The sequence below is a fragment of the Pseudoalteromonas phenolica genome (assembly GCF_005876835.1).
Lineage (GTDB): Bacteria > Pseudomonadota > Gammaproteobacteria > Enterobacterales > Alteromonadaceae > Pseudoalteromonas > Pseudoalteromonas phenolica_B.
Genome location: NZ_PPSW01000011.1, coordinates 18,424 through 41,789 on the forward strand (window position 1 = coordinate 18,424; position 23,366 = coordinate 41,789).

Consider the following 23,366-nt stretch of genomic DNA (forward strand, 5'->3'; position numbering starts at 1 on the left):
ATCAGTTAGGGTGAAACTTTGCTACGGCGAGTAACCGAGAAAGTACTTTAAAGTTATGTTTTGCAATCTGTTGCTTATTAACATAAAGCCTGATTTTATTGCCCTCCTGAACAAGCGCCGCCATTCCTTCATTATCTAAAAAACTGAGGTTATCACTAACCATTAACATATCTAGGGGCGTATTCTTGTCATAAGAAGACAGTATATCATTGCCAAGAGCTCCATCAAAGTATGTGATTTCACATTGACTGGAAAGTTCCAAAATAGCGGTGTTTTTTTCTACTTTTTTTATGCTAATTGGTAAACCTTTTATTTTCAGGCTTTTATTTTTAGTAAGTATTGCGCCGGGCCCTGACTTCAGATCATAGAAACAAAAACGGATGCCGCTATCGCCCATTGATGGAAATTCAATAAAATTTGCCATTTGATATAAAAAAGCAGAGCGAATTTGTTCCGGTGTTTTGGACATAACACCGAAAGAGCAAATTAACAGAAAGCAGGTTAACCAAAACCTCATGATGTTAATTCGCCTAATGGTAAAGAAATAACAAATCGAGTGCCATCGCTATAGTCTTCGTCTAGAGTAATAGAGCCATCTAAAGCCTGAGTAACTAGGTTGTAAACTAAGTGCATACCTAGACCACTGCCACCTTCACCTCGTTTGGTTGTTACAAATGGATCGAAGATTCTCTTTTTAATAGAGGTTGGTACACCACTACCATTATCCACATATGTAATCTCTAGGTTACTTCCCTTGCTTTGGGCACCAATTTTGATCTGATTATTTTGCTCATCTTCAAAACCATGAATAAGAGAATTCGATATGAGTTGTTCGAATATTTGCTGAAGAGGGCCTGTCTTACTCGAAATAGTTAAATTTTCCGGTAGGCTTAATTCAATCTCTGGTGACTTTATAGAAATCTCAGCATTCATTGCCATTAAGATATTACTTAGTAAAGACTTCACGTTAACGTCGGCGCTAATTTCAGTATCTTGACTCACTGCTACTCGCTTAAAGTTAGAGATAAGATCAGCGGCACGGTTTAAATTTCGATAGATAAGGTCAAGGTTTTCAACCCCATCGTTAATAAATCTTTCTAGTTGTTTAGATGTGAGCGTTTTTTGCTCAAAGGCTGACTGTATATCAGCGAGCTTATCTCTTAAAAGCGTTGAACCTGTAACACCAAGGCCAATTGGCGTATTAACTTCATGGGCAACCCCCGCAACCATTTGACCCAAAGATGCCATTTTTTCGCTTTCGACAATCTGGTTTTGGTATTGGTGCATGCGCTCTAAGGTATTTAGCAACTCTTGGTTTGCTTCACGAAGCGCGATGGTTCTTTGGTTTACTTTTTCTTCTAAGCTTTGGTTAAGTTGATTAATTTCTTGTTTATCAGCTTCATGACGTTCAATTTGATTTTGTGTACGTGAAAGCATGATATTAAGGTTGTTTGAAAGGGTATTTAACTCTTCAATGTGACTGCTTGATGCTCGCGTGCTGTAATTATGATTTTTTGATACATCCTGCAGTAATAAAGATAAATCTTCAATTGGCGCGGCTATGCGCTTTTGAATACTGCGAGCAACGAGAAGTACCAATAATAAGACAAATAAAGTCAGTAAAATATCAACTAAGATTTTGTTGTTGATGTACTTATTCAGCCTCTCAAGAGAGCCCCTAATATAAACATAACCCTCAATTTTCCCTTCATACTCAACGGGTTTTATTAGCTCTATATGATCGTCAGTGATGCGAGGTATTTTGAGTTCATCAATACTGCCCACCTTTAACGGTACTGGAGGTGTTTTACTGGCATTATAGCTGGTAAAGAAAACGGGCTTTTTAGTGACGTCGTCTATGTCATAAATATGTATGTTTTTGACAAGCTCAACTTTACTAAATGACTTTAAACGTTTTTCTTCAGTTTTTCTGTCTTCGAAAATCAGCGTGATCTGCGCATTAAAAGCAATGATATCGGCTATCATGTCAAGCTTATTAATGATCAGCTGCTTTTGTTCTTTAACGTCAAGATAAGTAGAAATAGAAATAGACAGCGATAGGCATAGAGCTGTTACGAGCATAACTGCACTGATCAATACCTTTCTAATGCTTGTTTTTGTTATTTGTTTAGCCATTCGCTAGCCTTTGCAACCTACATGCTTACCAATATGGTTTGAGTAGTAGACATAAACTTCAAATTTTTGAAAAGTTTACAAAAATAAAACGTTATTTATAACTTTAATAAACTTAGTGTAGCAAAGGGAAAAAATAAAAATAACTAAAAATTGCGATGGAGCTTATGCTATTTTTCTCTAAGTTTGAATTAATTCATTCTTTGTTCTTAGAATTGAAAGTTGGGTTGTTTGGTTAAAAAAATAGTCTGACAACTTATGAAAGTTTTGAGCAAGGGCCATTAAGCGTTAATAATGCTGAATGACCCATTAAGTAAAATGGTTAAGATTTTTGTGCGTGGTACACCGCAAATTTATTATTTTTTGCAATGGTTTCATATTCGACAAACTGTGCTTCTAAGATTGGCTGATATTTTAAGAAGCTATTAGCAACTATGGTGAGCTTGCCTTTAGGTTTTAAGAATTGCTTAGAAAGTGCTAAAAAGTCTTCAGCAATTTGGTAATCTGTTGAAATACCCGTATGGAATGGCGGATTACTGATGATTAAATCAAACTGACCAGACACAGCTTGCATGCCATCGCTCAAAATCACATTGCCTTCGAGGCTGTTTAGTTTTAGCGTCTGTTCGGTAGCATATACAGCTAAAGCACTGACATCTAAACAGTTCAGTCTCAATTCTGGTGTTTTTAGTCCTAGGTAAGTGGCGATAATCCCTGCACCACAGCCAAAATCTAGCACTTTGCCTTTATAAGGCACGGCAATTTGCTCGAGTAACAGACGAGTACCATCATCTAATTTACCGTGATTGAAAACGCCTGGCACACTTGCTACTTCAAAGCTCTGGTCGTTCACACTCACAGTGAATGTGGTTTGGTAACTGCTGATATCAAAACGCTCTATTAAAGTTAAATCAGCAAATTCAAACAATACACAGTGTTTTGCGCTTTCTAATTTATAAAATTCACCTGCAAAAGGTTTAAACTGCTTTTCAGCAGATTTAACGCCCCCTTTGTTGTCGCCAACAATTAAAACACGTGTTTTAGGTGAAGCGACGGCTCGGATATTATCGAGCATCATCAAGGCTTCTGGCTTTGATTTCGGATAGTAATAGATAATTAAATCTAGCTCTTCGAGAACAGGCAAATTATGACCAACATGGCTAGTAGTGCCTTTATGTTTTTGTGAGTCTTGATGATCAGCAACGTTATAGCTAAAAGCATGAATATCGCTATTTGGGTTTAATTGCTTTAACTCGCGAAGAAAGCCGTCGCGCATGGTGTTAATCATTAAAATGCGCTGACCTGTAAGTTCTTCTTCGTTGCGAAGAAGCAATAAACTTGGGTTTGCTAATCGACTCATAAATACTCTATTTAAAATCTCTACTTAATTTTTCGCAAAGGCAAAACTATACCAATCCTAATTTCATTAAGATAAAAGAGCCATCAGGCTCTTTTATCTAACTAAAAAATAACTGTAAAAGTTAGAATTAAATTTTAGTTGCCACGCTTGAACATTAAATCCCAAACGCCGTGACCTAGGCGATGGCCGCGCTGTTCAAACTTAGTCAGTGGGCGATTGTCTGGACGAGGCACGTAATCTTGTGTCTCAGAGATATTTTCGTAACCAGGTGCTGCAGTCATTACTTCTAGCATATGCTCTGCGTAGTTTTCCCAGTCAGTAGCCATGTGGAATACGCCGCCAATTTTTAGCTTTTGGCGAAGGCTTTCAACAAACTCTGGCTGCACAATACGGCGCTTGTGGTGGCGCTTCTTGTGCCAAGGATCAGGGAAGAATAACTGCATGGTTGTTAGGCTGCCATCAGCGATGCAATCAGCAAGCACTTCAACAGCGTCATGTTCAAATACGCGAAGGTTCGTTAAACCCGCTTCGTCGGCTTCCATTAAGCATGCACCAACACCCGGGCGGTGTACTTCAATACCGATGAAGTTTAAATGCGGCGCGTTCTTAGCCATTTCAACTAACGATTTACCCATGCCAAAACCGATTTCAAGTACGACATCGTTGTCGTTGCCGAATACTTGAGAGAAATCTAGTAAGCCTTGGCTATGCTCTAAGCCCATGCTTGACCAACATTTTTCAATGGCAGCAGCTTGTCCTTTTGTTAAACGGCCTTCGCGCTTTACAAAACTACGGACTTTGCGGATGTATTTACCTTCATTTAGAGCTTCTTCTAAATTGGCTTTACTCGATTCGTTCATAATCAATTCTGTGCTGTAAAAATGGGCGCATATTATCCCTGTTCCACGGCCGAAGTACAATACTTGACTGGATATAAAAGGCCTCTACACTGTGCGCCGAGTAAAGTAATCATAGTCGTGGTGATATGCAGGTTTCAAAACAGCAAGCTAAATGGTTTGCCGAGCAAATAGTAGAGTGGTACCACCTTCATGGTCGTAAGACCTTACCTTGGCAATTGGGCAAAACGCCTTACAAGGTTTGGGTGTCGGAAGTGATGTTGCAGCAAACACAAGTTGTTACTGTGATCCCTTATTTTGAGCGTTTTATGGCGCGCTTTCCGACGATTGTCGATTTAGCTGATGCACCAGAAGATGAAGTGCTGCACCACTGGACGGGGCTTGGTTATTACGCCCGAGCTCGTAATTTACATAAAACAGCGAAAATTGTGCGTGACCAATATGCGGGTAAGTTTCCTGAAACCTTTGAACAAGTTGTTGACTTACCTGGGATAGGCCGCTCGACTGCAGGGGCGATTTTGTCGCTTTCATTAGGTCAGCCGCATCCGATTTTAGATGGTAATGTAAAGCGTGTTCTAGCTCGATTCTTTATGGTTGAAGGCTGGTACGGGGTTAAAAAAGTAGAAAATTTACTATGGTCCTTAAGCGATACCATCACGCCAAAAGACAATGTCACTGAATTTAACCAAGCCATGATGGATTTAGGTGCCAGTCTTTGCTCGCGTAGTAATTTTAACTGCGAAGCGTGTCCGTTAATGAGTCAGTGTCAAGCCTATGCAAACAACCAAGTTAAAGCTTTCCCGAATTCTAAGCCGAAGAAAGAAAAACCAAAAAAGCAGGCGTATCATTTGATAATTAACGCAGATAACAAGGTGCTAATGGAAAAGCGCCCAAGCTCGGGCATTTGGGGCGGTTTGTTTGGCTTCTTTGAGTTTGAGTCATTACAAGAAGTAGATAATTTTATTGCTCAGCAGGGGCTTAAAGGAAAAGTACAATCTCTAGAATCGTTTGTGCATATTTTTACTCACTTTGAACTGACGATACATCCGCAAATTTTAAAGTTAGATACTATTCCAGATTGTGTTCATGACAATCCGCTTATCTGGTTTGACTTAGCAGAGCATCCAGAGGTTGGGCTTGCAGCACCAACGAAAAAGTTAGTTAAACTCCTAGACACAATGGGGTAGACTAACGTCATTAATCGAGCATTTAATTAGGTGATGAACTATGGCACGCACAGTGTTTTGTCAGAAATTACAAAAAGAGGCTGAAGGCCTTGCTTTTCAACTTTACCCTGGTGAAGTGGGTGAAAAGATTTTCAATAATATCTCTAAAGAAGCTTGGCAACAGTGGCAGCATAAGCAAACTATGCTGATCAATGAAAAGCACCTAAACATGATGGACCCAGATCACCGTCAGTTGCTTGAAGAGCAAATGGTTGGTTTCTTATTTGAGGGTAAAGAAGTAGAAATCGAAGGCTATCGTCCGCCGGAGAAATAATCTTCTTAATTTTTATCTCAATTTAAAAAGCCCCGCAAACTCTAGTTTGCGGGGCTTTTATTTGTTTCTTACTTTTCGGTGCTATTTGCGATTAGTGAAGAATACGCGCTCTGATAGTACCTTCAACTGCGCTAAGCTCTTTCAGCGCTACTTCAGAATGGTCGGTATCTACATCAATAACAACATAACCAATTTTGTCGTCGGTTTGTAGGTACTGAGCTGCAATGTTGATGCCGTGCTGAGCAAATGCCTGGTTAATTTGCGTAAGTACACCCGGGCGGTTGACGTGAACGTGTAATAAGCGGCTACGATTCGCAAGCTCAGGTAGCGATACTTCAGGGAAGTTTACCGCACTTAATGTAGAGCCATTATCTGAGTATTTAGCCAGTTTACCCGCGACTTCAATACCAATATTCTCTTGTGCTTCTTGTGTCGAACCACCAACGTGTGGGGTTAAGATCACGTTATCAAATTCGCGAAGTGGAGAAACAAACTCTTCATCGTTAGATTTTGGCTCTACTGGGAATACGTCGATTGCAGCACCTGATAGCTTTTTATCTCTAAGAGATTCTGATAGTGCATCGATATCGACCACTGTACCGCGAGAAGCATTAATTAAAATCGCACCTTGCTTCATCACTTCAAGCTCAGCCATGCCGATTAGGTTTTTAGTCGATGGTGTTTCTGGTACGTGCAAACTTACTACATCGGCGCGCTGTAAAAGTTGTGTTAGGTTTTGAATTTGTTGTGCGTTACCTAGCGTTAGTTTGTCTTCAATGTCGTAAAATTCAACTTTCATACCGATGTTTTCGGCCATAATACCAAGTTGAGTGCCGATGTGACCGTAACCAATAATACCTAAGGTTTTACCACGGGCTTCATAAGAGCCAATTGCTGATTTGAACCACTCACCACGGTGAGCCATAGCGTTACGCTGCGGAATACCACGTAGTAATAAAAGAATTTCGCCTAATACGAGCTCTGCTACTGAGCGTGTATTTGAGAATGGCGCGTTAAATACCGCAATACCACGCTCTTTAGTCGCTTGCAGATCAACTTGGTTTGTACCGATACAAAAACAGCCTACCGCAACTAGTTTTTCTGCAGCATCAATAACGCGTTGGTTTAAGTGAGTACGCGAGCGAATACCCACAAAATGAACGTCTGAAATACGTTCCATGAGTTCATCTTCAGGTAAGGAAGTCTTAACATAATCAATGTTGCTATACCCATTGCGCTTTAGGGTTTCAACTGCGCTTTGGTGTACGCCCTCTAACAACAGTATTTTGATCTTTTCTTTTGCTAAAGAAACCTTACTCATGACTCATTCCTATTTTACAATTTTAGGACCTTCTGGTGTCCCTGTGATAACGATGTCTGCGCCGCGTTCAGCAAATAAGCCGTTGGTAACTACGCCGACGATTTGGTTAATTTGTTGTTCAAGCTGCTTTGCATCGTTGATCTCTAAACCGTGAACATCCAAGATCACGTTACCGTTGTCAGTGATCACGCCCTGACGGTAAACCGGATCGCCACCTAGTTTAAGAAGTTCTCTTGCCACATAACTGCGTGCCATAGGGATCACTTCAACCGGTAGTGGGAATGCACCCAAGGTTTCTACATGTTTGGTGTTATCAACAATACAAATAAACTTATCAGCTACTGCCGCTACGATTTTTTCACGGGTTAATGCTGCGCCACCGCCTTTGATCATGTCATTTTGTGCATTGATCTCATCAGCGCCGTCAACATACACGTCTAGCTTAGCCACATCGTTTAACTCGTAAACTTCAATGCCTAGTGCTTTTAACTTTTCAGTAGAAGCTTCAGAGCTAGATACCGCGCCTTTAATGTCATCTTTAATGCTGCCTAACGCATCAATAAAATGATTTACCGTAGAGCCTGTACCAACACCTACAATAGTGCCTTCTTCTACAAACTCTAGTGCAGCCCACGCCGCTGCTTTTTTCATTTCGTCTTGAGTCATTTCAGTTCCAAGGTTGTTGTCAAAAGTTGTCAACGCAAGTATACCGAAATCGTAGGCAAAGTGACGTGTTTTAAGCGTTTAACGTTGAAGTTTTACCACTGGTAAAACTTCGTCGGTGTTAAAATCTGCTGTAAGGGCACATCCCATGCTTCTATTGGTAAGCTTTCTACTTTCTGACAATCATGAGCAAGGCCAATTAACTTAGGCTTTTCACGTTGCTCAGCATAGTGCTTTGCCAATGTTCTATCGTAGTAGCCGCCGCCCATTCCGAGTCGATTACCTTGCTCATCAAATGCAACTAAGGGCATTAGCAAAATATCTAATTCTGGAAGTGGGCAAATTTGGCTGCAATTCAGCTTAGGTTCCAAGATAGCATAGCGATTCGCCACCATGGGTGAGTTTTCTTCATATTGCTGAAACAGCAATGAGGTGCCGTTGAAAGGGTGAATTATAGGTAGGTAAACTTGATGTTTTTTAACTCTAAGCTCTTGAATTAGCTTGCTTGTTTTGAGTTCGCCATCATTGCTTAGATAAAGCCCTATTTTGGCCCTTTTAGGGACTTTTATATGTTGATAAAAATTAATAGTTAAATTTTCTTCAGCTTGTTTTTGAAATGATGGAGTTAGATTTCTTCTAGCTTTGCGTACTTTTTTTCTGATTTCAGTACGCGATATTTTTGAATCGTGAATTTTACTCATATTAAAAGGCGACTAGTTCAGGGAAAGCAAGTGCGATGGCTAATATGATCAACAGAATGATGAGTACAATACCAAGACCATATTGCACTTTTTTACTGCGTTTAGGGGGTGGATCAAGCTCAAGTTCATCAAATAGGTCGTCTTCTTGCCAATCATCATCGACTTTATTTTCTTTCACGATCTCTTGTGAAGGTAAACGTTGCTCTAATTCTTCTAGACGTTCTTCGATTCGAATAAGGCTAGAAGTAATGTAATCAAGGGCTTCTAGAATGCGTTCATCTTTAGAGTTTTGAATTGAACTGGCGCTATTTGCATTGCTCTGGGCTGATTGCAGCTTGGCATGCAAACCGAAGCTGGCCAATAACTTTACTTGTTTAAGGCATTTGGCTTTTTCGGTGGGGGCAAATAAAGATTTGCCTTGCGTAAACGCTGTGATTTTTTGCGGCGTTGTTTTAAGTTTTAAGCTGAGCTGCTCGATGGCGGCTGATTCACTCACGCTGCTATCGAAGCCGGCAAATACAACACGGTATTTGTCAGTCATGGAAACATCCTTAAATTCGCTAATGCTTTGAGTATACCCAAATTTTAAAGACATGCGAATGAAGGTATGGCCTTATAAGCAAGATATAAGGCCATGGAATAAGTTTTTAGTACTTAGCTGACTTGCCTGTAGGTAGGGCGTTTTGAATAAATTCACGTAAGTCTTGATTCGATTGCTCTAAATCAGCACGACGTAAATACATCATGTGACCTGAGCGATAACCTTTAAAGCTTAAACGGTCACGCATTTTTGCACTTGGGTCGAGTTGCCACATTGTATATTTTGCATCGAAATAATTGGTTGCACCGTCATAGTATCCTGCTTGCACTAACACATTAAGGTAAGGGTTTTGCGCCATGGCTAAACGTAGTTGCTCACCGGTGTTGTTATTACTGCGATCCCATGGATGAACCGAGCCAAACATATTGTATTTAATGTCGGTTTTGTAATTTAACTCTTCACGTAGATAGTAATTAATGGCTGGTGTGAAAGAGTGCAGCCATGAGGTAAGTTCCGGCCAGTAATCAGGGCGATTGCCAGCATCGCGTTTATCAATACCTAAATAACGAGAGTCTAAGCGGCCAAGTGTTTGACCTCTGTCTCTTAGCAGCTCTTTCCAGAAAGCGCTGGTCGGAATATCTAAATTGTTCTGAGCGACAAAGGTTTCTGATAAACCACTGAACTTAGCAACTTGCTTAATTGTTTGTTGCTTTTCAGCATCGCTGATAAATGCACCTTTTGCCAAGGCTGGTAGGTATTGGTTAATGGTGTAAGATTCAACTTCGTCTAATATATCTAACAAGTCTTTATTTTGTAGCTCTGGCGCTAAAGCTTTGTGGTACCAAGCCGCCGCCGCATAGTAAGGTAAGCGATTTGCAGCCTTTACTGGACCTTGGCGTTTAATGCCAATGTCGGTAGGTGAAACCAATACCACGCCATTTAAGTACATCCATTGGCTGTTTTGTAGCTCGTGAGCAAGACCTGATACACGTGTCGTGCCATAGCTTTCACCAATTAAAAACTTAGGTGATAAAAAGCGGTTGTTGCGATTCACAAAAGTGTTTAGCCATTCAGCGAGGTATTTGATATCAGCATTAACGCCAAAGAAACGCTTTTTCTGCTCTGCCTTACTAGGCATTTCTCCATCTTTGTTTGGTAAAACTCGCGAATAGCCTGTATTAACTGGGTTTACGAAAACAATGTCAGCGACGTCTAAAATTGAGTAAGGGTTGGTTTGTACACCGTACGGTTGAACCGGGTAGCCTTCAGTGTCGATATTTAAAGTTTTAGGGCCAGTGTAAGCAATATGCATCCACACTGATGCAGAGCCAGGCCCACCATTGAATGAGATTAGTAGTGGGCGCTTACTTAAATCTTTAACATCGGTTTTCTTATAGTAGGTGTAATGTAGGGTAGCAACTGGGTGACCTTCTTCATCCCATACAGGCTGAGTCCCAGTGGTCGCAGTGTAGTTAATTCTTTCACCAAGAATCTTAGTTTTATGTTTTGTGACAACTTGATTGTCTATGTCGATTTGGCGGTTATGTTCACTTGCATTAACCGTTTGGCTTATCAGCAATGCTGCACTGATGATGATGGTTTTTAGTTTCATTTTTTGATGTCCTCCGAAACTAAATAATGTTCTGCTCTTACTGAATATGCAAAGTTTATGAGTCCAAGTATGGGCAAATTGAGATGGGTGTAAAAATGATTGAAATTTGTGCACCAGCTCAGTTCAATTTGCATAACTACGCACTTAATTGGTGCATTTTATCTAATTTTAAATGTTCTTAAACTGTTAACTTTATGTATTTTTTAAAGTTTTAATTTTGGTATAGAGCTTGATTATTCATTGCCAACATAACGCATCACAATGTCGAAGGGGGCAATATGAAAATGATCAGCGCTATCATCAAGCCATTCAAACTTGATGAAGTCAGAGAAGCATTATCGGAGCTAGGTGTAGAGGGTATGACAGTTGTTGACGTAAAGGGTTTTGGTCGTCAACGCGGTCACACTGAGCTTTACCGAGGTGCTGAATATCAAGTTGATTTTATTCCAAAAATCAAAGTTGAAATCGCAACACAAAGCGAAAACGCAGAGCGTATTGTTAACACCTTAAGTGAAGTTGCTCGCACCGGAAAAATCGGTGACGGTAAGATTTTTGTGTATGACCTAGACCAAATTGTACGTATCCGTACTGGTGAATTCGACGAAGAAGCGATTTAGGAGCAATAACAATGGAAAACAGCATCATAGAACTCAAGTTCTCTTTAAATACTTTTTACTTTCTGATCTCTGGCGTATTAGTTATGTGGATGGCAGCGGGTTTTGCCATGCTTGAGGCGGGTTTAGTTCGTTCAAAAAACACCACTGAAATTCTAACAAAAAACATCGCGCTCTATGCCATCGCTTGTACTATGTTCTTGCTGGTGGGTTACAACATTATGTACGTCGATAATACAGCCGGTGGCATCGTGCCGAATTTTGGTGCGCTCATTGGTAGTGCCGCAGATGATGCAACTCATGCATTAGAAGCTGATTTCTTCTTCCAAGTTGTATTTGTGGCTACTGCAATGTCAATTGTATCAGGTGCAGTTGCGGAGCGAATGAAGTTATGGGCTTTCTTAGCATTCACGGTTGTTTTAACAGGCCTAATTTACCCAATCGAAGGTTTCTGGACTTGGGGCGGTGGTTTCTTATCTGAAATGGGTTTTGTAGACTTTGCAGGCTCTGCGATTGTTCATGGTGCAGGTGCGGCAGCGGCATTAGCGGGCGTATTACTACTAGGTGCTCGTAAAGGTAAATATGGTAAGAACGGTGAAGTTTATCCAATCCCTGGTTCAAATATGCCACTTGCAACACTAGGTACATTTATTCTGTGGATGGGCTGGTTTGGTTTTAACGGTGGTTCGCAGCTATTCATTGCAGATAAAGCAAATGCGGTTGCAGTGAGTCAGATTCTAGTGAATACCAATGCTGCGGCAGCAGCTGGTGCCATTGCTGCACTGCTAGTGTGTAAAGTGCTTTGGGGTAAAGCTGACCTAACGATGATTTTAAATGGTGCATTGGCGGGTTTAGTTGTAATCACTGCAGAGCCAGCTTCACCATCTCCAACACTGGCAGTACTGCTGGGTGCATTAGGTGGCTCACTGGTGGTATTCAGCATCGTGTTCCTTGATAAGGCTAAGATTGATGATCCTGTAGGTGCGATTTCTGTACACGGTACCTGTGGCGCATTAGGCATCATGTTAGTACCACTTTCAAATGGCGATGCGAACTTTGTGACACAGTTAATTGGTTTAGTCAGTATCTTTGCTTTCGTATTCATCGCTTCTTACATTGTATGGGCTATCTTAAAGTCAACAATGGGTATTCGAGTTGGCGAAGAAGAAGAGTTGTCAGGTATGGACCAGCATGACTGTGGTGTTGATGCTTACCCTGAGTTTGTTACGGTTCGCGGTCAATAGTTATCAAAGTTTCAATTTGCACACAGTGAGTGAAGAACAAATATCAGAAGTATCGAGTTAAGATTTACTGAGTGGTGTTCATGTGATGAGAGTTATTCACTGTGTGCATTTTGAAAACTGAATAAAATCAAGCCTAACTTAGCAATGAGTTAGGCTTTCAGGTCTTGTTAATCTAAGGTAATCTATGGTGATTAAATTGGCATTAACCATTCGTGAATAAAGGCATGGCCGAAAAAAAGACTCCTACCCCAAAATCGTCTACAAAAAAAGCAACACCGAAAAAAAGCGCTGCGCCTAAATCGAAAAGCACAAAAAAAACAACGAATAAAACTACAAAACAGTCAAAAGGTAGATTTGCTCAATTCAAACAAAGAACCTTGCTAGGACTTTGGCGTTTATTTTGGAAAGGCAGTATCGCAGTTATCGCGGTGTTAGCGTTTTATGTGATTTACCTTGATGCCAAAGTGACTAAGCAATTTGAAGGGAATAAATGGCAGTTGCCAGTGCAGGTCTATGCCCGAACGATGGATTTTCGTCCTGATCAATATTTGTCAGAAAAAGAAGTGCTTTGGGAATTAAAGCGCTTAAATTATTCAGAAGTAAATCAGCTTAGCCGCACAGGTCAGTTTGTCGTTGAAGGGCGAACTATCCGTATTTATCGACGCGCTTTTGAGTTTTATGATGGTGTTGAACAAGGCAAAGTATTTACCTTAAATTTTGCCGGTAAAAAGCTGGTTACTATTGTTAATGAAGCAGGTCGCCGCATACCTAAAGCTCGATTAGAGCCCGTACAGATTGCTCGTATTGGCAATGACTCAAAGCAAGACAGAGAGTTTGTGCCACTCGATAAATTCCCTACTATTTTAAAAGATGCGCTATTGGTTGTGGAAGATAGAAATTTCTATGAACACCATGGTGTATCAGTTATGTCTATTCTTAGAGCGCTTTATACCAATATTAAAGCAGGAAGAACGGTGCAAGGCGGTAGTACACTGACCCAGCAGTTAGCAAAAAACTTTTATCTAACTCGTGAGCGTACTTTAACACGTAAGATCAATGAAGCCTTAATAGCAATGATCTTAGACTTTAGATATAGCAAAGACGCCATTTTAGAAGCTTATTTAAACGAGGTATATTTAGGGCAGTCATACAATCAAGGTGTGCATGGTATGGGGCTGGCTGCGGAGTTTTACTTTGCAAAGCCTGTCGATGAGCTTGAGTTTGACCAAATTGCGTTATTGGTGGCTATGGTCAAAGGGCCTTCTTATTATAATCCGAGACGTTACCCAGAGCGCGCCCAAGAACGACGTGATCTGGTACTGAGATTACTCGCTGAAAATGGTTACTTAAGTACCAATGAATATCGTCAGTCATTAGAAAGGCCTATTAAAGTTGAGCCTTTAAGCCGTGACCGACAACAAAATTATCCAGGTTACCTAGAGTTGGTAAATCGAGAGTTAAAAGAGTTATTACCTGATCAGCAAATCATTAATGCTGGTGTGAGGATATTTACCTATTTCGATTTACAAAAACAGTCTGCAATGGAGGAGTCTATTCGCAAAGGCTTACCTTATCTAGAACGCAAATATAAAACTGAAAAGCTTGAAACCGCGATGCTCTCAGTCAACCTTGAGAAAGCGGGGGTATCTGCTTTGGTAGCTGGAAGAGATATGCGCTTTAGTGGCTTAAACCGCGCACTCGATACCAAGCGACAAGTGGGGTCACTGGTGAAGCCAGCAATATATCTTTCTGCTTTTGAGCAAAACACTCATAACCTTGGCACATTATTAGAAGATGGACCGCTAGAGGTCAAAGATAGCTCCGGGGATGTATGGACCCCTGAAAACTTCGATCATAAATTTAGAGGCGAAATGCCGCTTTATGAAGCATTCAGTAAAAGTATTAATATTCCGGCGGTAAACCTAGGATTAGATATTGGCGTGCATAAAGTTGCTGAAACACTGAGTGAGTTAGGTATTAAGCAGCAGGTTGAACAATACCCTTCGTTACTTCTTGGCGCTCTGGAGCTTTCTTCATTCGATGTGGCACAGATGTATAGCACCATTGCTAGGCAAGGTCGCTATCAGCCACTTACTAGTATTGCTGCTATGACCAATTCGGTTGGGCGAGTATTGTATGAGCATCGAACGCGCTCAGAGCAACGTTTTGCTGAAGAATCGATTTATATGACCAATTACGGTTTAAAAAGAGTCACCAAAGATGGCACTGCAAAGCGTATTAACCTTCACTTTCCGTCAATTCAGCTTGCAGGCAAAACAGGCACCAGTAATGATTTAAGAGATAGCTGGTTTGCAGGATTCGATCACAATACAGTGACAGTTACTTGGCTCGGACGAGATGATAACAAGCCAACAGGGTTGACTGGCTCTAGCGGTGCGCTTGAGCTATATATTCGCTATTTGAAACCGCTTAATCCACAGGCTATAGCCGATCAGAGACCTGACGGTGTGCGCTGGGCTTTTGTGAACCCAAAAACAGGCCGCCAAGCAGCACCAAGTTGCGGTAAGGTTATACAGTTACCTATTAGGCGAGAACTGTTTAACCCAACGCCAACTTGTTCATAAATTGGCGTTACCTATTATAAAAGGGCTAAACAGCATCACTAAAATTGGAGTTTCTAACTGTATCTTCCAGCTGAAAGCTCATGCCTGCAAGCGCATGAGCATACTATTAGGTTACAATCACTGACTCTAGATTATGTCGGTTAGACTTTTAAAACCTAAACTGTTTAACAGCTCCATTTAGCTGAGTGCTCATGGCTGCAAGTGCATGGGCATCATCTTGAGTGGCAATTGCTGATTCAAGGGTGTGTTGAGCAACATTGTTAATGCTTGTAGCATCGCTTAATGCCTGTTGAGTGGCTTGAGATTGTTGTTGGACTAACACACTAATATGTTGGCCCTGATTATCTATGTCGACCATACTGGTTTGCGCTTCTTGTAACACCTGATTGGTTTTTTCTGCTGCAAGCACGCCTTGCTCCATTTGTTCAACACTTCGACGCATTTTGTCTTGTGTGGTATTTGAAGCTTGTTGAAGTGCATTAATGATGGTGTGAATTTCTTCAGTTTGCTGCTGAGTACGCTTGGCCAAAGTTCTCACTTCATCGGCAACAACGGCAAAGCCACGCCCTTGCTCACCAGCACGAGCTGCCTCAATAGCAGCATTAAGCGCGAGTAAATTGGTTTGTTCGGCAATTTCACTGATCGCGACACTGACCTTACTAATGTCTTGGCTGTCTTGTGCGAGCTTATCAAGTGCTTGTCGACTCTCTTCAAACTCTTGTTGCAACATGGTCATGTGCTGAGCAAGTTCTGTGGTGTTCTGGCTGCCTTGTTTTACATGGCTTGCCGCTGTGCTTGCCAATTTTGTTGCCTCTTGGGCTGAATGCTCAACTGAGGTGGCGGCATTATTCATTGCTTCTAACGCTTCTACAATGGTACCGATATTTTGCTGCTGCTGACTGACATCTTCACGGGTACTTTGACTAATTTCATTGAGTTTGCTGGTGGCATTTTGTAGGTTGCCACTGGTGCTTTTTACATCGCCAAGTAGATTAACCATAGCATCAAGTACTTGATTGTATTGGAAGGCAATAATGCTCATTTCGTCATTACCAATCGCCGTTGCTTTGGCACTTAAATCGCCTTGTGCAGCTTTACTTGCGCTGTGCTCAAACGCGCGAATATTGTCTACCACTGCAAAGTAAAAACCGAACATAAGGTAGCTGGCTAGCAGCAATGACACAATCGCAGCAAGCACGACACTGTTTCTGATAATTTTTTGAGATGATAAGCGTTCGTTTAGTAATGCTTTTAAAAGTGGGGTTGCCGTATTGATGAGCATACTTACTTGTTCAAGTGTATCGCTTTTTAAATTATTGAATTGGCTTTGTGATAATTGTAATTCATCAGGGTCAAGCAGATTGTTTTGAATGCTATTTTTAAAAGCTTGTACGGAACGTGAAACCTTAACTAGTTGCTGTGATAGCGATGATTTTACAGTTTGGTTATCTGAGATAGCTACCGCCAGTTTACCTTCTAAACGTTCAGCGTAACTGGGTAATGATTTATTGTAATTCGAGAGTGCAATAAAGGTGTCTGGGGTAAATGAACCCGCTTGGATCACCAATAATGCTTGCTCAGAAGTGAGATTTATTTGTTCAATCAAGCTCGGAACAGACTCAACCAAAGAGCGATTTATATAAGAGCGTGCAATATCGCCATCAATGGCAAGTTTTGATTGAATAGAGACTTGTTCGAGCACGTGTTGTTGGGCGCTATCTGTGATATCAAAGCCGTTGCTTCTGGCTAACTGACGATTTGCCTGTTTATTTTCAGACATAACATTTTGTAAAAGCGCAGGGTAGAGCGCTAAACCACTTTGTTGCTGCTGTGTGAGTGCAATATTTTGGCTGAGAATAGAGCTTAAGAAGAATAAGCTGACACTAAGAGGAACAAGTAAAATACCAAAAATTAGACTGATTTTACTTTTGTATTTTAAGTTGGCCATTAAAGAAATAGCGGGTGAGAAAAGCGTTTTTGATCCTTGCATATGCGTCACTTATTAATCATGTGTATTAAATAGACCGAGCAAGTTTCAATTTTAGTTCAAAAATAATTTTTTTCTTTAAAAAACAAAAAGCCCACATTAAGTGGGCTTCTAACTAAAAGCTACAAATGTTTATTGTTTATAGCTTTTTAAATACTTTTGCAGCTGCAGCAATTGTCTCTACAATATCTGCATCTGTGTGCATCGAGCTAACAAAGCCAGCTTCAAAAGCTGAAGGGGCAAGGTAAACACCTTCTTCAAGCATTAAATGGAAGAACTTTTTAAAGCGCTCTAGGTCACATTCAGTTGCTTGCTGATAGCTATTTACAGACTCTGCAGTTGTGAAGAAGAAACCAAACATGCCACCCACATAGTTTGTAGTCAGTGGAATACCCGCTTCATCAGCAGCTTGTTGGAAACCTTCGCACAGCGCTTTACTTTTCGCTTCAAGCTCTTGATGTAAGTTACCTTGGCTCAATAGCTCAAGGGCTTTTAGGCCAGCGGCCATAGCAATAGGGTTACCTGATAAAGTACCAGCTTGATACACAGGACCTACTGGCGCGATGAAATCCATGATTTCTTTTTTACCGCCGAAAGCACCTACTGGCATACCGCCGCCGATGACTTTACCTAAACAGGTTAGATCAGGCTGAATGTTGTAGTAAGCCTGTGCGCCGCCAAGCGCCACACGGAAGCCTGTCATTACTTCGTCAAAAATAAGCACTGATTTGTGCTCATCACAAACTGCGCGCAGTCCTTCTAGGAAACCTTCTACTGGCGGAATACAGTTCATGTTGCCTGCAACTGGCTCAACGATAATACAAGCAATTTCGTCTTTGTATTCATTGAAGATAGCTTTAACTTGCTCAATATCGTTGAACGCTACCGTTAATGTGTGCTTAGCGAAATCAGCAGGAATACCTGGAGAGTTAGGCACACCCATAGTTAAGGCACCAGAACCGGCTTTAACTAATAGTGAATCAGCGTGACCGTGGTAACAGCCTTCAAACTTTAGAATTTTGTCACGGCCTGTGAAACCACGAGCAAGACGAATAGCACTCATTGTCGCTTCAGTACCAGAGCTTACCATGCGTACTTTTTCGATTGATGGCACTAGCTCTTTTACTTTCTCAGCCATTAAGATTTCAGTTTCAGTTGGGGCACCGTAACTAAGTCCGCGCTCAACTGCTTCTAAAACTGCTTGCTTAATTTCAGGATGGTTGTGACCTAAGATCATAGGACCCCAAGAGCCCACATAATCGATGTATTTTTTATCGTCAGCGTCGTAAGTATAAGGACCTTTAGCATTGGTGATGAATAGCGGCGTGCCACCTACACCATTGAATGCACGCACTGGTGAGTTAACGCCACCAGGAATTGATTCTTGAGCACGAGAAAATAAATCTTGGCTAATTGTCATGTATATAGTCCTATTTTAACTGTTACGTTTACGGCTGAACCAAGGTACTTCTACTTCGTAGTTTTGTACTTGGTTTTCAACGCCTAAAGTTAACGCGAATAACGCCATACGGATCAATACGCCATTTTGTACTTGGCGGAAGATTGCTAAGTTGTCGTTATTGTTTAAATCATTGTCTAGCTCGTTCGCATCACTGCGGCTATCGCGTGGCAGTGGGTGCATTAGAACTGAAGTTGGCTTGCAGTGTGCATTATAAATTGACTGACTAATTCTAAAGCCGCCACGGTACTTATTGGCTTCTTCTTGCGATGGGAAACGCTCTTCTTGAATGCGGGTTTGATAAACGATATCAGCGGCTAGGTTACCTTCCATTTTCGAAACCAGTTCGATTTGATGACCCGCGTTCGATACAGTGTCAAGAATATAGTCAGGCATTTGTAAGCCGTCAGGTGCAACCATAGTGAATTTAACATCTTTATAGTGGCACAACAGTTTTGATAAAGAATGTACGGTACGGCCGTATTTTAAGTCGCCTACTAACGCTATGTGCATGCCATCAATGTCACGCCCAAAGCGGTGTAGTTCTTTATCTATGGTTAAAAGGTCAAGTAATGCCTGAGTAGGGTGCTCATTTGGACCGTCACCACCGTTGATAACTGGCACATCAGAACCTGTAGCAAACTCAGCAACAGAGCCCGCATCAGGATGACGCATAGCAACTGCATCTGCATAAGCTGAAATAACGCGCGCGGTATCGTATAAAGATTCACCTTTTGCAAGGGCTGAGCTTTGCATGCCCGTCGTTTCACGAACCAAACCACCTAGTAAATTGAACGCAGTACCAAAGCTGACACGCGTACGTGTACTTGGCTCAAAAAATAGGTTAGCTAGAACAGCACCTTCAAGCACATTGGTACGTTTTTGCTTTTTAGCATATGGTTCCATTTTCTTTGCTACAGCAAAGATCTGTTCAATGGCATCTCTGTTTAATTGATTAACAGAGAGAATATTTTCACCTTGGAAACTTAACATGAGGCGATCCCTAATCAGAAAATGACGAGCGATTAAAAGCGAGGCTTTCAACCAATATATTTAGCAGGCCAAGACTGGCTGACTTGGCGCCGCATAATAGCATAATTAACCTGAGCTCAGGATAATAAATCTATCTCCAGCGGCTACTTTCAACGTTAACTGCGTTGAATTTACTTGCAATAGACCAGCTATTGACGCGTAAATTTGCCTTGCCTATGTGGATGTAGGTACCTTGGCGATAGCAGGACGCGTGAGCGGTGTTATCGCTAAAAGTCTCCGGCTGCAGATTTGAAAAATTATTTATCACTTCAATATCAATACATTAGTAAATCTCTTAACCAAAGTTCAGGTTAATTAAAAGCTAGGTTTGAGTATTGCGAGCATGATTATCGCTAAAAGCAATAACACCGGAAATTCATTAAAGATCCGATAAAAGCGGTCACTGCGCGTATTTCTATCATGTTTGAAATCGGCAAGCAGCTTAAAGCAGTAGCCGTGATAAATATAAAGGATAATCACCAAAACAAATTTGTAATGCAGCCAGAGGTTATATTTGAACCATTCGCGACCGTACTCGAAAATCATTAACAGGCCAAAAACCAAAGTTAGCACAGCAAAAGGCGTCACAAAGAATAGTAATCTGCGCTCCATCACTTTTAACATGGCACTACAAGGCGGCTCTTGGTTGATAGCGTGATATACAAATAAGCGAGGGAGGTAAAAAATACCGGCAAACCATGCCACCATAAAGAAAATATGCAGTGCTTTATATACGAGTAATGCTGTCATTTGACCTCCAGCTTAACTGGTTCTTATTGTTAGAATTTGACGGATCTGATCCCAGCGGACCACACCCATAACATGGTGTTCATCTTTTTGATTAAACACATATACGGCGCCACTTCGTTTATCGTTTAATAAATCAAAAGCGTCTGACATGGTTGCCTGGCTACTTAAGCCTTGCATCGGAATGTAAGAAATATTCATAGAGTCGTCAGACATCAAACTTAAATCGTATTCTGCCAGTCGATAGCCATTTTGTTCATCAAATACGATAAGTGGTGTGTGGCTATTGACCGCAGACAGCGACTCTTTAATTTGCTCTTTATCGTCTGAGTAGAGTAGTTTGAATTGCTCATTCATCTCTTCAACAATTCCCACTTTTTGCAGTACTTCACTGGCGGGTGACACTTGGTAAGCCAAGCCTTGGAAATCAAGTTGTTGTAAGAAAATAGAACGATTTCCAAATACTTGTAATGCCGTCACGTATGCGGTTGAAATCACTAACATCGCAGGGACGATAATTTGTGGGCTGGCAGTTAACTCCATCACGGCTGTTAGGGCTGCTAGTGGGGCATGCAAAGTTGCAGCTAGTAAGCCCGCCATACCTAGTACGCTATATGTACCAGCAATGTGCTGGTCAGGGCTAATAAATTGCCCGAAATAAGACATTAAGGTGCCCATTACAACACCTAAACCTATGACAGGGCCTATTAACCCACCTGGAATACCTAAACCTATAGCAAATAAAGTTGCCAGTAATTTAGCAATTAAAATAGTCGTGAGTAATTGAATGTTTTCAGGTGATGTAACTGCCAGCGTAATGGCACTCATACCAGAGCCCATAGCTTGAGGTACTAGATTACCGATTAAACCGGCAATTAACCCTGCTAGCATTAAGCGAGGGAACATGCTTAAAGGCTTAAATGTGCGGATGATCATCATTAGGTTCTGGTTAAATGCAAAGGCGACAGCTCCTAAAATAACACCACAAATTACCAAATACGGATAATGCCAAAAGCTCAAGGGCGTGACACTGATAAGGGCGAGCTCGGTATCATGACCAAATACAAATTGTGTGGCTAACGCGCCCGTGACAGCGGCAAGCATGATAGGCACGAATATATGTACTTTATATTCACGCAGTACGACTTCCATTACAAAGATAACTGCAGCTAGAGGTGTATTGAATGAGGCGGCAATGCCAGCAGCAACACCACACCCAGAAAGGGTTCTTGCTGCATTCCAGGGAAGATGTAGTCGCTCTGATAACACACTAGCGCCGGTTGCACCCATATGTACAGAAGGGCCTTCTCGACCAACTGAAAAACCGCTAATTAGTGCCAATGCTCCACCAAAAAATTGGTTTGCAGTATTCCAAATCGGCATTTGCCCATAGTGATGCTTAATGCGGTGAATAACAAAAGGTATACCTAGTCGGTAATGCTTGAAGCCAGTCATAGCAGCAAACAAAGCAATCAAAAAAGCCGCTAAAACGGGTAGGCTAACTCTTAAATGCTCTGGTAGTTGTGTAAAGTCATCCGGGGAGTCTAGAAATAAGCTTTGCACGCCATAAATCGTAAGCCTAAATAAGATAATTAAAATTGCAGCGATTAAACCTGCAGCGACACCTAGTAAGCATAACTGAACAGAGGTTTTTGGCTTGGCTAATTGGCGCCTAAGGGCGTCCAGAGACATGGCTTTATTCCGACAAAAAACAGACCCCTAAGTCTATCAAATAAATTGGTTTTCGTCTTGTTTTAGCGCAAAGAAGATAGCTTTTCGAGCAAGTTGTTACTGAGTATTCTACAAACGGATTACTTGATTAAAATACTCGGGTATTAGATAATCGCGCCATTATCAGAATTAAGGGTCGAGAGCATGTCTGATCAGTTACCAATTCAATTTAGCGACGCTGCAGCAAAGCGTGTGAAAGAGCTTGTTGCAGAAGAAGAAAACCCAGATTTAAAACTACGTGTATATGTGACAGGTGGTGGTTGCTCTGGTTTCCAATATGGTTTCACATTCGATGAGAGAGTGAATCCGGGCGATTTGGAAATTGAGAAAAATGGCGTATCCATGGTTGTTGACCCTATGAGTATTCAATATCTTGTAGATGGTATTGTTGATTACACCGAAGGGTTAGAAGGCGCACGCTTTTTTGTTAATAACCCAAATGCGACGACAACGTGTGGTTGTGGCGCAAGCTTTAGTGTTTAAATACTCTTAAAATTAAAAAGCCACGCATTAGCGTGGCTTTTTTTATGGGCTTTGCGTGACCCAAATCATGAGAGCGAAGAAGCTCAGCACAAATACGCTAAATGAAAGAATATAAATAAACCCTTTCTTCCCTTGCTTAATAGGCACCCCTTGGCTTTTCAAAAACCAATACCAAAGTATGCATAGCATAATGGGCAGTAAAAAAAGTACTCTAATCATAGTTTTCCTTTTAGCGAAAATTTAATTTAGCTTTAGTCAATAATCTTCTAAGAAAATTTATTTATTCATCTTTTTAGAATAAAAAGTTAATTAGTTTGTATTAAGTGTAAAGTTAATGCTCTAATATTTATCATTAAATTTATTATTTTTATTAGTGTAGACACAAAATATAGTCTATACCTATTTTGGGACATGGGTACAAACTCTGGATTTACTATGTCGCACTGTGATATACAGTACATGTTAAGTTGAGACGGGCATATTTCAACTTAAAGAAACAATAAAATCATCGAGTAGGAGATGTAACATTATGATGGGTAAAACGGTTTCTTCTGAAGAAAACGGTAAGTTAACAAAGTGGCTTAAAAGCAAGCGTCATGAAAAAGGCCATACAATGCGTAGCCTTGCGCAAGTTTTAGGAACTCCACATTCATTTATTGGCAAAATTGAAAACCAAGAACGTCGTTTAGACGTGATTGAGTTTCTTCGTTACTGTGAAGCACTAGAAGTGGATCCGTATGAAGGCTTAAGCTTACTTAATAAAGAAGAAGCATAAGTTTTAACACCTAAAGGTGCG

Annotated in this window: 22 protein-coding genes; 7 read left to right on the top strand and 15 right to left on the bottom strand. The window is 41.0% G+C overall.

The annotated features are described in order from the left end of the window. Position 1: 1 nt before the first annotated feature. The 4 genes from C1E24_RS07310 to trmB form a co-directional block, all read right to left on the bottom strand. Positions 2-517 (bottom strand): YfiR family protein, encoded by a 516-nt coding sequence (locus tag C1E24_RS07310; RefSeq protein ID WP_138480161.1) that lies wholly within the window; start codon positions 515-517, stop codon positions 2-4. Continuing rightward, positions 514-2,136: an ATP-binding protein gene (locus C1E24_RS07315; RefSeq protein WP_138480163.1), complete on the bottom strand. Its 1,623-nt coding sequence runs from the start codon at positions 2,134-2,136 to the stop codon at positions 514-516. The genes C1E24_RS07310 and C1E24_RS07315 overlap by 4 nt, the downstream gene beginning before the upstream one ends. Before the next feature lie 319 nt (positions 2,137-2,455). Next, positions 2,456-3,493 carry a methyltransferase gene (locus C1E24_RS07320; RefSeq protein ID WP_138480165.1) on the bottom strand — a complete coding sequence of 346 codons (1,038 nt, stop codon included), beginning with the start codon at positions 3,491-3,493 and terminating at the stop codon, positions 2,456-2,458. A gap of 134 nt (positions 3,494-3,627) precedes the next feature. Further along, positions 3,628-4,353, bottom strand: a complete 726-nt coding sequence (trmB, locus tag C1E24_RS07325; RefSeq protein ID WP_138480167.1) for a tRNA (guanosine(46)-N7)-methyltransferase TrmB — start codon at positions 4,351-4,353, stop codon at positions 3,628-3,630. 125 nt (positions 4,354-4,478) lie between these two features. Between trmB and mutY the strand changes: the two genes are divergently transcribed. Then, entirely contained in the window at positions 4,479-5,537 is a 1,059-nt protein-coding gene (gene mutY, locus C1E24_RS07330) for an A/G-specific adenine glycosylase (protein ID WP_138480169.1), read from the top strand. Positions 5,538-5,577: 40 nt separating this feature from the next. Further along, positions 5,578-5,850: an oxidative damage protection protein gene (locus C1E24_RS07335; RefSeq protein ID WP_058030911.1), complete on the top strand. Its 273-nt coding sequence runs from the start codon at positions 5,578-5,580 to the stop codon at positions 5,848-5,850. 91 nt (positions 5,851-5,941) lie between these two features. On the opposite strand, the gene serA is transcribed toward C1E24_RS07335, so the two are convergent. The 5 genes from serA to C1E24_RS07360 form a co-directional block, all read right to left on the bottom strand. Then, positions 5,942-7,171, bottom strand: coding sequence for a phosphoglycerate dehydrogenase (gene serA / locus C1E24_RS07340; protein ID WP_138480170.1), 1,230 nt, complete (start codon positions 7,169-7,171; stop codon positions 5,942-5,944). Positions 7,172-7,180: 9 nt separating this feature from the next. Then, the gene (gene rpiA / locus C1E24_RS07345) at positions 7,181-7,837 is read right to left on the bottom strand and encodes a ribose-5-phosphate isomerase RpiA (protein ID WP_138480172.1); all 657 of its coding nucleotides are present in this window, start codon (positions 7,835-7,837) and stop codon (positions 7,181-7,183) included. A gap of 92 nt (positions 7,838-7,929) precedes the next feature. Then, the gene (locus tag C1E24_RS07350; protein WP_138480174.1) at positions 7,930-8,535 is read right to left on the bottom strand and encodes a 5-formyltetrahydrofolate cyclo-ligase; all 606 of its coding nucleotides are present in this window, start codon (positions 8,533-8,535) and stop codon (positions 7,930-7,932) included. 1 nt (position 8,536) lies between these two features. Further along, on the bottom strand, positions 8,537-9,076 hold the full coding sequence (locus tag C1E24_RS07355) for a hypothetical protein (protein ID WP_138480176.1): 540 nt from the start codon (positions 9,074-9,076) through the stop codon (positions 8,537-8,539). A 106-nt stretch (positions 9,077-9,182) separates the two neighbouring features. Further along, on the bottom strand, positions 9,183-10,688 hold the full coding sequence (locus tag C1E24_RS07360) for a S10 family peptidase (RefSeq protein ID WP_138480178.1): 1,506 nt from the start codon (positions 10,686-10,688) through the stop codon (positions 9,183-9,185). A 278-nt stretch (positions 10,689-10,966) separates the two neighbouring features. Between C1E24_RS07360 and C1E24_RS07365 the strand changes: the two genes are divergently transcribed. The 3 genes from C1E24_RS07365 to mrcB all read left to right on the top strand — a co-directional run bounded on the left by C1E24_RS07365 (position 10,967) and on the right by mrcB (position 15,131). After that, complete coding sequence (locus tag C1E24_RS07365; RefSeq protein WP_130254678.1) at positions 10,967-11,305, top strand: P-II family nitrogen regulator; 339 nt, start codon at positions 10,967-10,969, stop codon at positions 11,303-11,305. An 11-nt stretch (positions 11,306-11,316) separates the two neighbouring features. After that, a complete protein-coding gene (locus tag C1E24_RS07370) occupies positions 11,317-12,546 on the top strand; it encodes an ammonium transporter (protein ID WP_138480180.1) in 1,230 nt (409 codons plus the stop codon). A gap of 224 nt (positions 12,547-12,770) precedes the next feature. Next, complete coding sequence (gene mrcB / locus C1E24_RS07375) at positions 12,771-15,131, top strand: penicillin-binding protein 1B (RefSeq protein WP_138480182.1); 2,361 nt, start codon at positions 12,771-12,773, stop codon at positions 15,129-15,131. A gap of 148 nt (positions 15,132-15,279) precedes the next feature. On the opposite strand, the gene C1E24_RS07380 is transcribed toward mrcB, so the two are convergent. The 5 genes from C1E24_RS07380 to C1E24_RS07400 all read right to left on the bottom strand — a co-directional run bounded on the left by C1E24_RS07380 (position 15,280) and on the right by C1E24_RS07400 (position 22,048). After that, complete coding sequence (locus C1E24_RS07380; protein WP_138480184.1) at positions 15,280-17,121, bottom strand: methyl-accepting chemotaxis protein; 1,842 nt, start codon at positions 17,119-17,121, stop codon at positions 15,280-15,282. A gap of 136 nt (positions 17,122-17,257) precedes the next feature. Beyond that, positions 17,258-18,538, bottom strand: a complete 1,281-nt coding sequence (gene hemL / locus C1E24_RS07385; RefSeq protein ID WP_138480185.1) for a glutamate-1-semialdehyde 2,1-aminomutase — start codon at positions 18,536-18,538, stop codon at positions 17,258-17,260. 15 nt (positions 18,539-18,553) lie between these two features. Then, a complete protein-coding gene (locus C1E24_RS07390) occupies positions 18,554-19,570 on the bottom strand; it encodes an aspartate carbamoyltransferase (protein WP_138480187.1) in 1,017 nt (338 codons plus the stop codon). Positions 19,571-19,924: 354 nt separating this feature from the next. Beyond that, complete coding sequence (locus tag C1E24_RS07395; RefSeq protein WP_138480189.1) at positions 19,925-20,359, bottom strand: CopD family protein; 435 nt, start codon at positions 20,357-20,359, stop codon at positions 19,925-19,927. A gap of 12 nt (positions 20,360-20,371) precedes the next feature. Further along, on the bottom strand, positions 20,372-22,048 hold the full coding sequence (locus C1E24_RS07400) for a chloride channel protein (RefSeq protein WP_138480191.1): 1,677 nt from the start codon (positions 22,046-22,048) through the stop codon (positions 20,372-20,374). 183 nt (positions 22,049-22,231) lie between these two features. On the opposite strand from C1E24_RS07400, the gene erpA reads away from it, so the two are divergent. Then, positions 22,232-22,570, top strand: coding sequence for an iron-sulfur cluster insertion protein ErpA (gene erpA / locus C1E24_RS07405; protein WP_138480193.1), 339 nt, complete (start codon positions 22,232-22,234; stop codon positions 22,568-22,570). Positions 22,571-22,612: 42 nt separating this feature from the next. On the opposite strand, the gene C1E24_RS20925 is transcribed toward erpA, so the two are convergent. Continuing rightward, positions 22,613-22,789, bottom strand: a complete 177-nt coding sequence (locus C1E24_RS20925; protein WP_171040825.1) for a hypothetical protein — start codon at positions 22,787-22,789, stop codon at positions 22,613-22,615. 310 nt (positions 22,790-23,099) lie between these two features. Between C1E24_RS20925 and C1E24_RS07410 the strand changes: the two genes are divergently transcribed. Next, the gene (locus C1E24_RS07410) at positions 23,100-23,345 is read left to right on the top strand and encodes a helix-turn-helix domain-containing protein (RefSeq protein ID WP_058030897.1); all 246 of its coding nucleotides are present in this window, start codon (positions 23,100-23,102) and stop codon (positions 23,343-23,345) included. Positions 23,346-23,366: the final 21 nt, after the last annotated feature.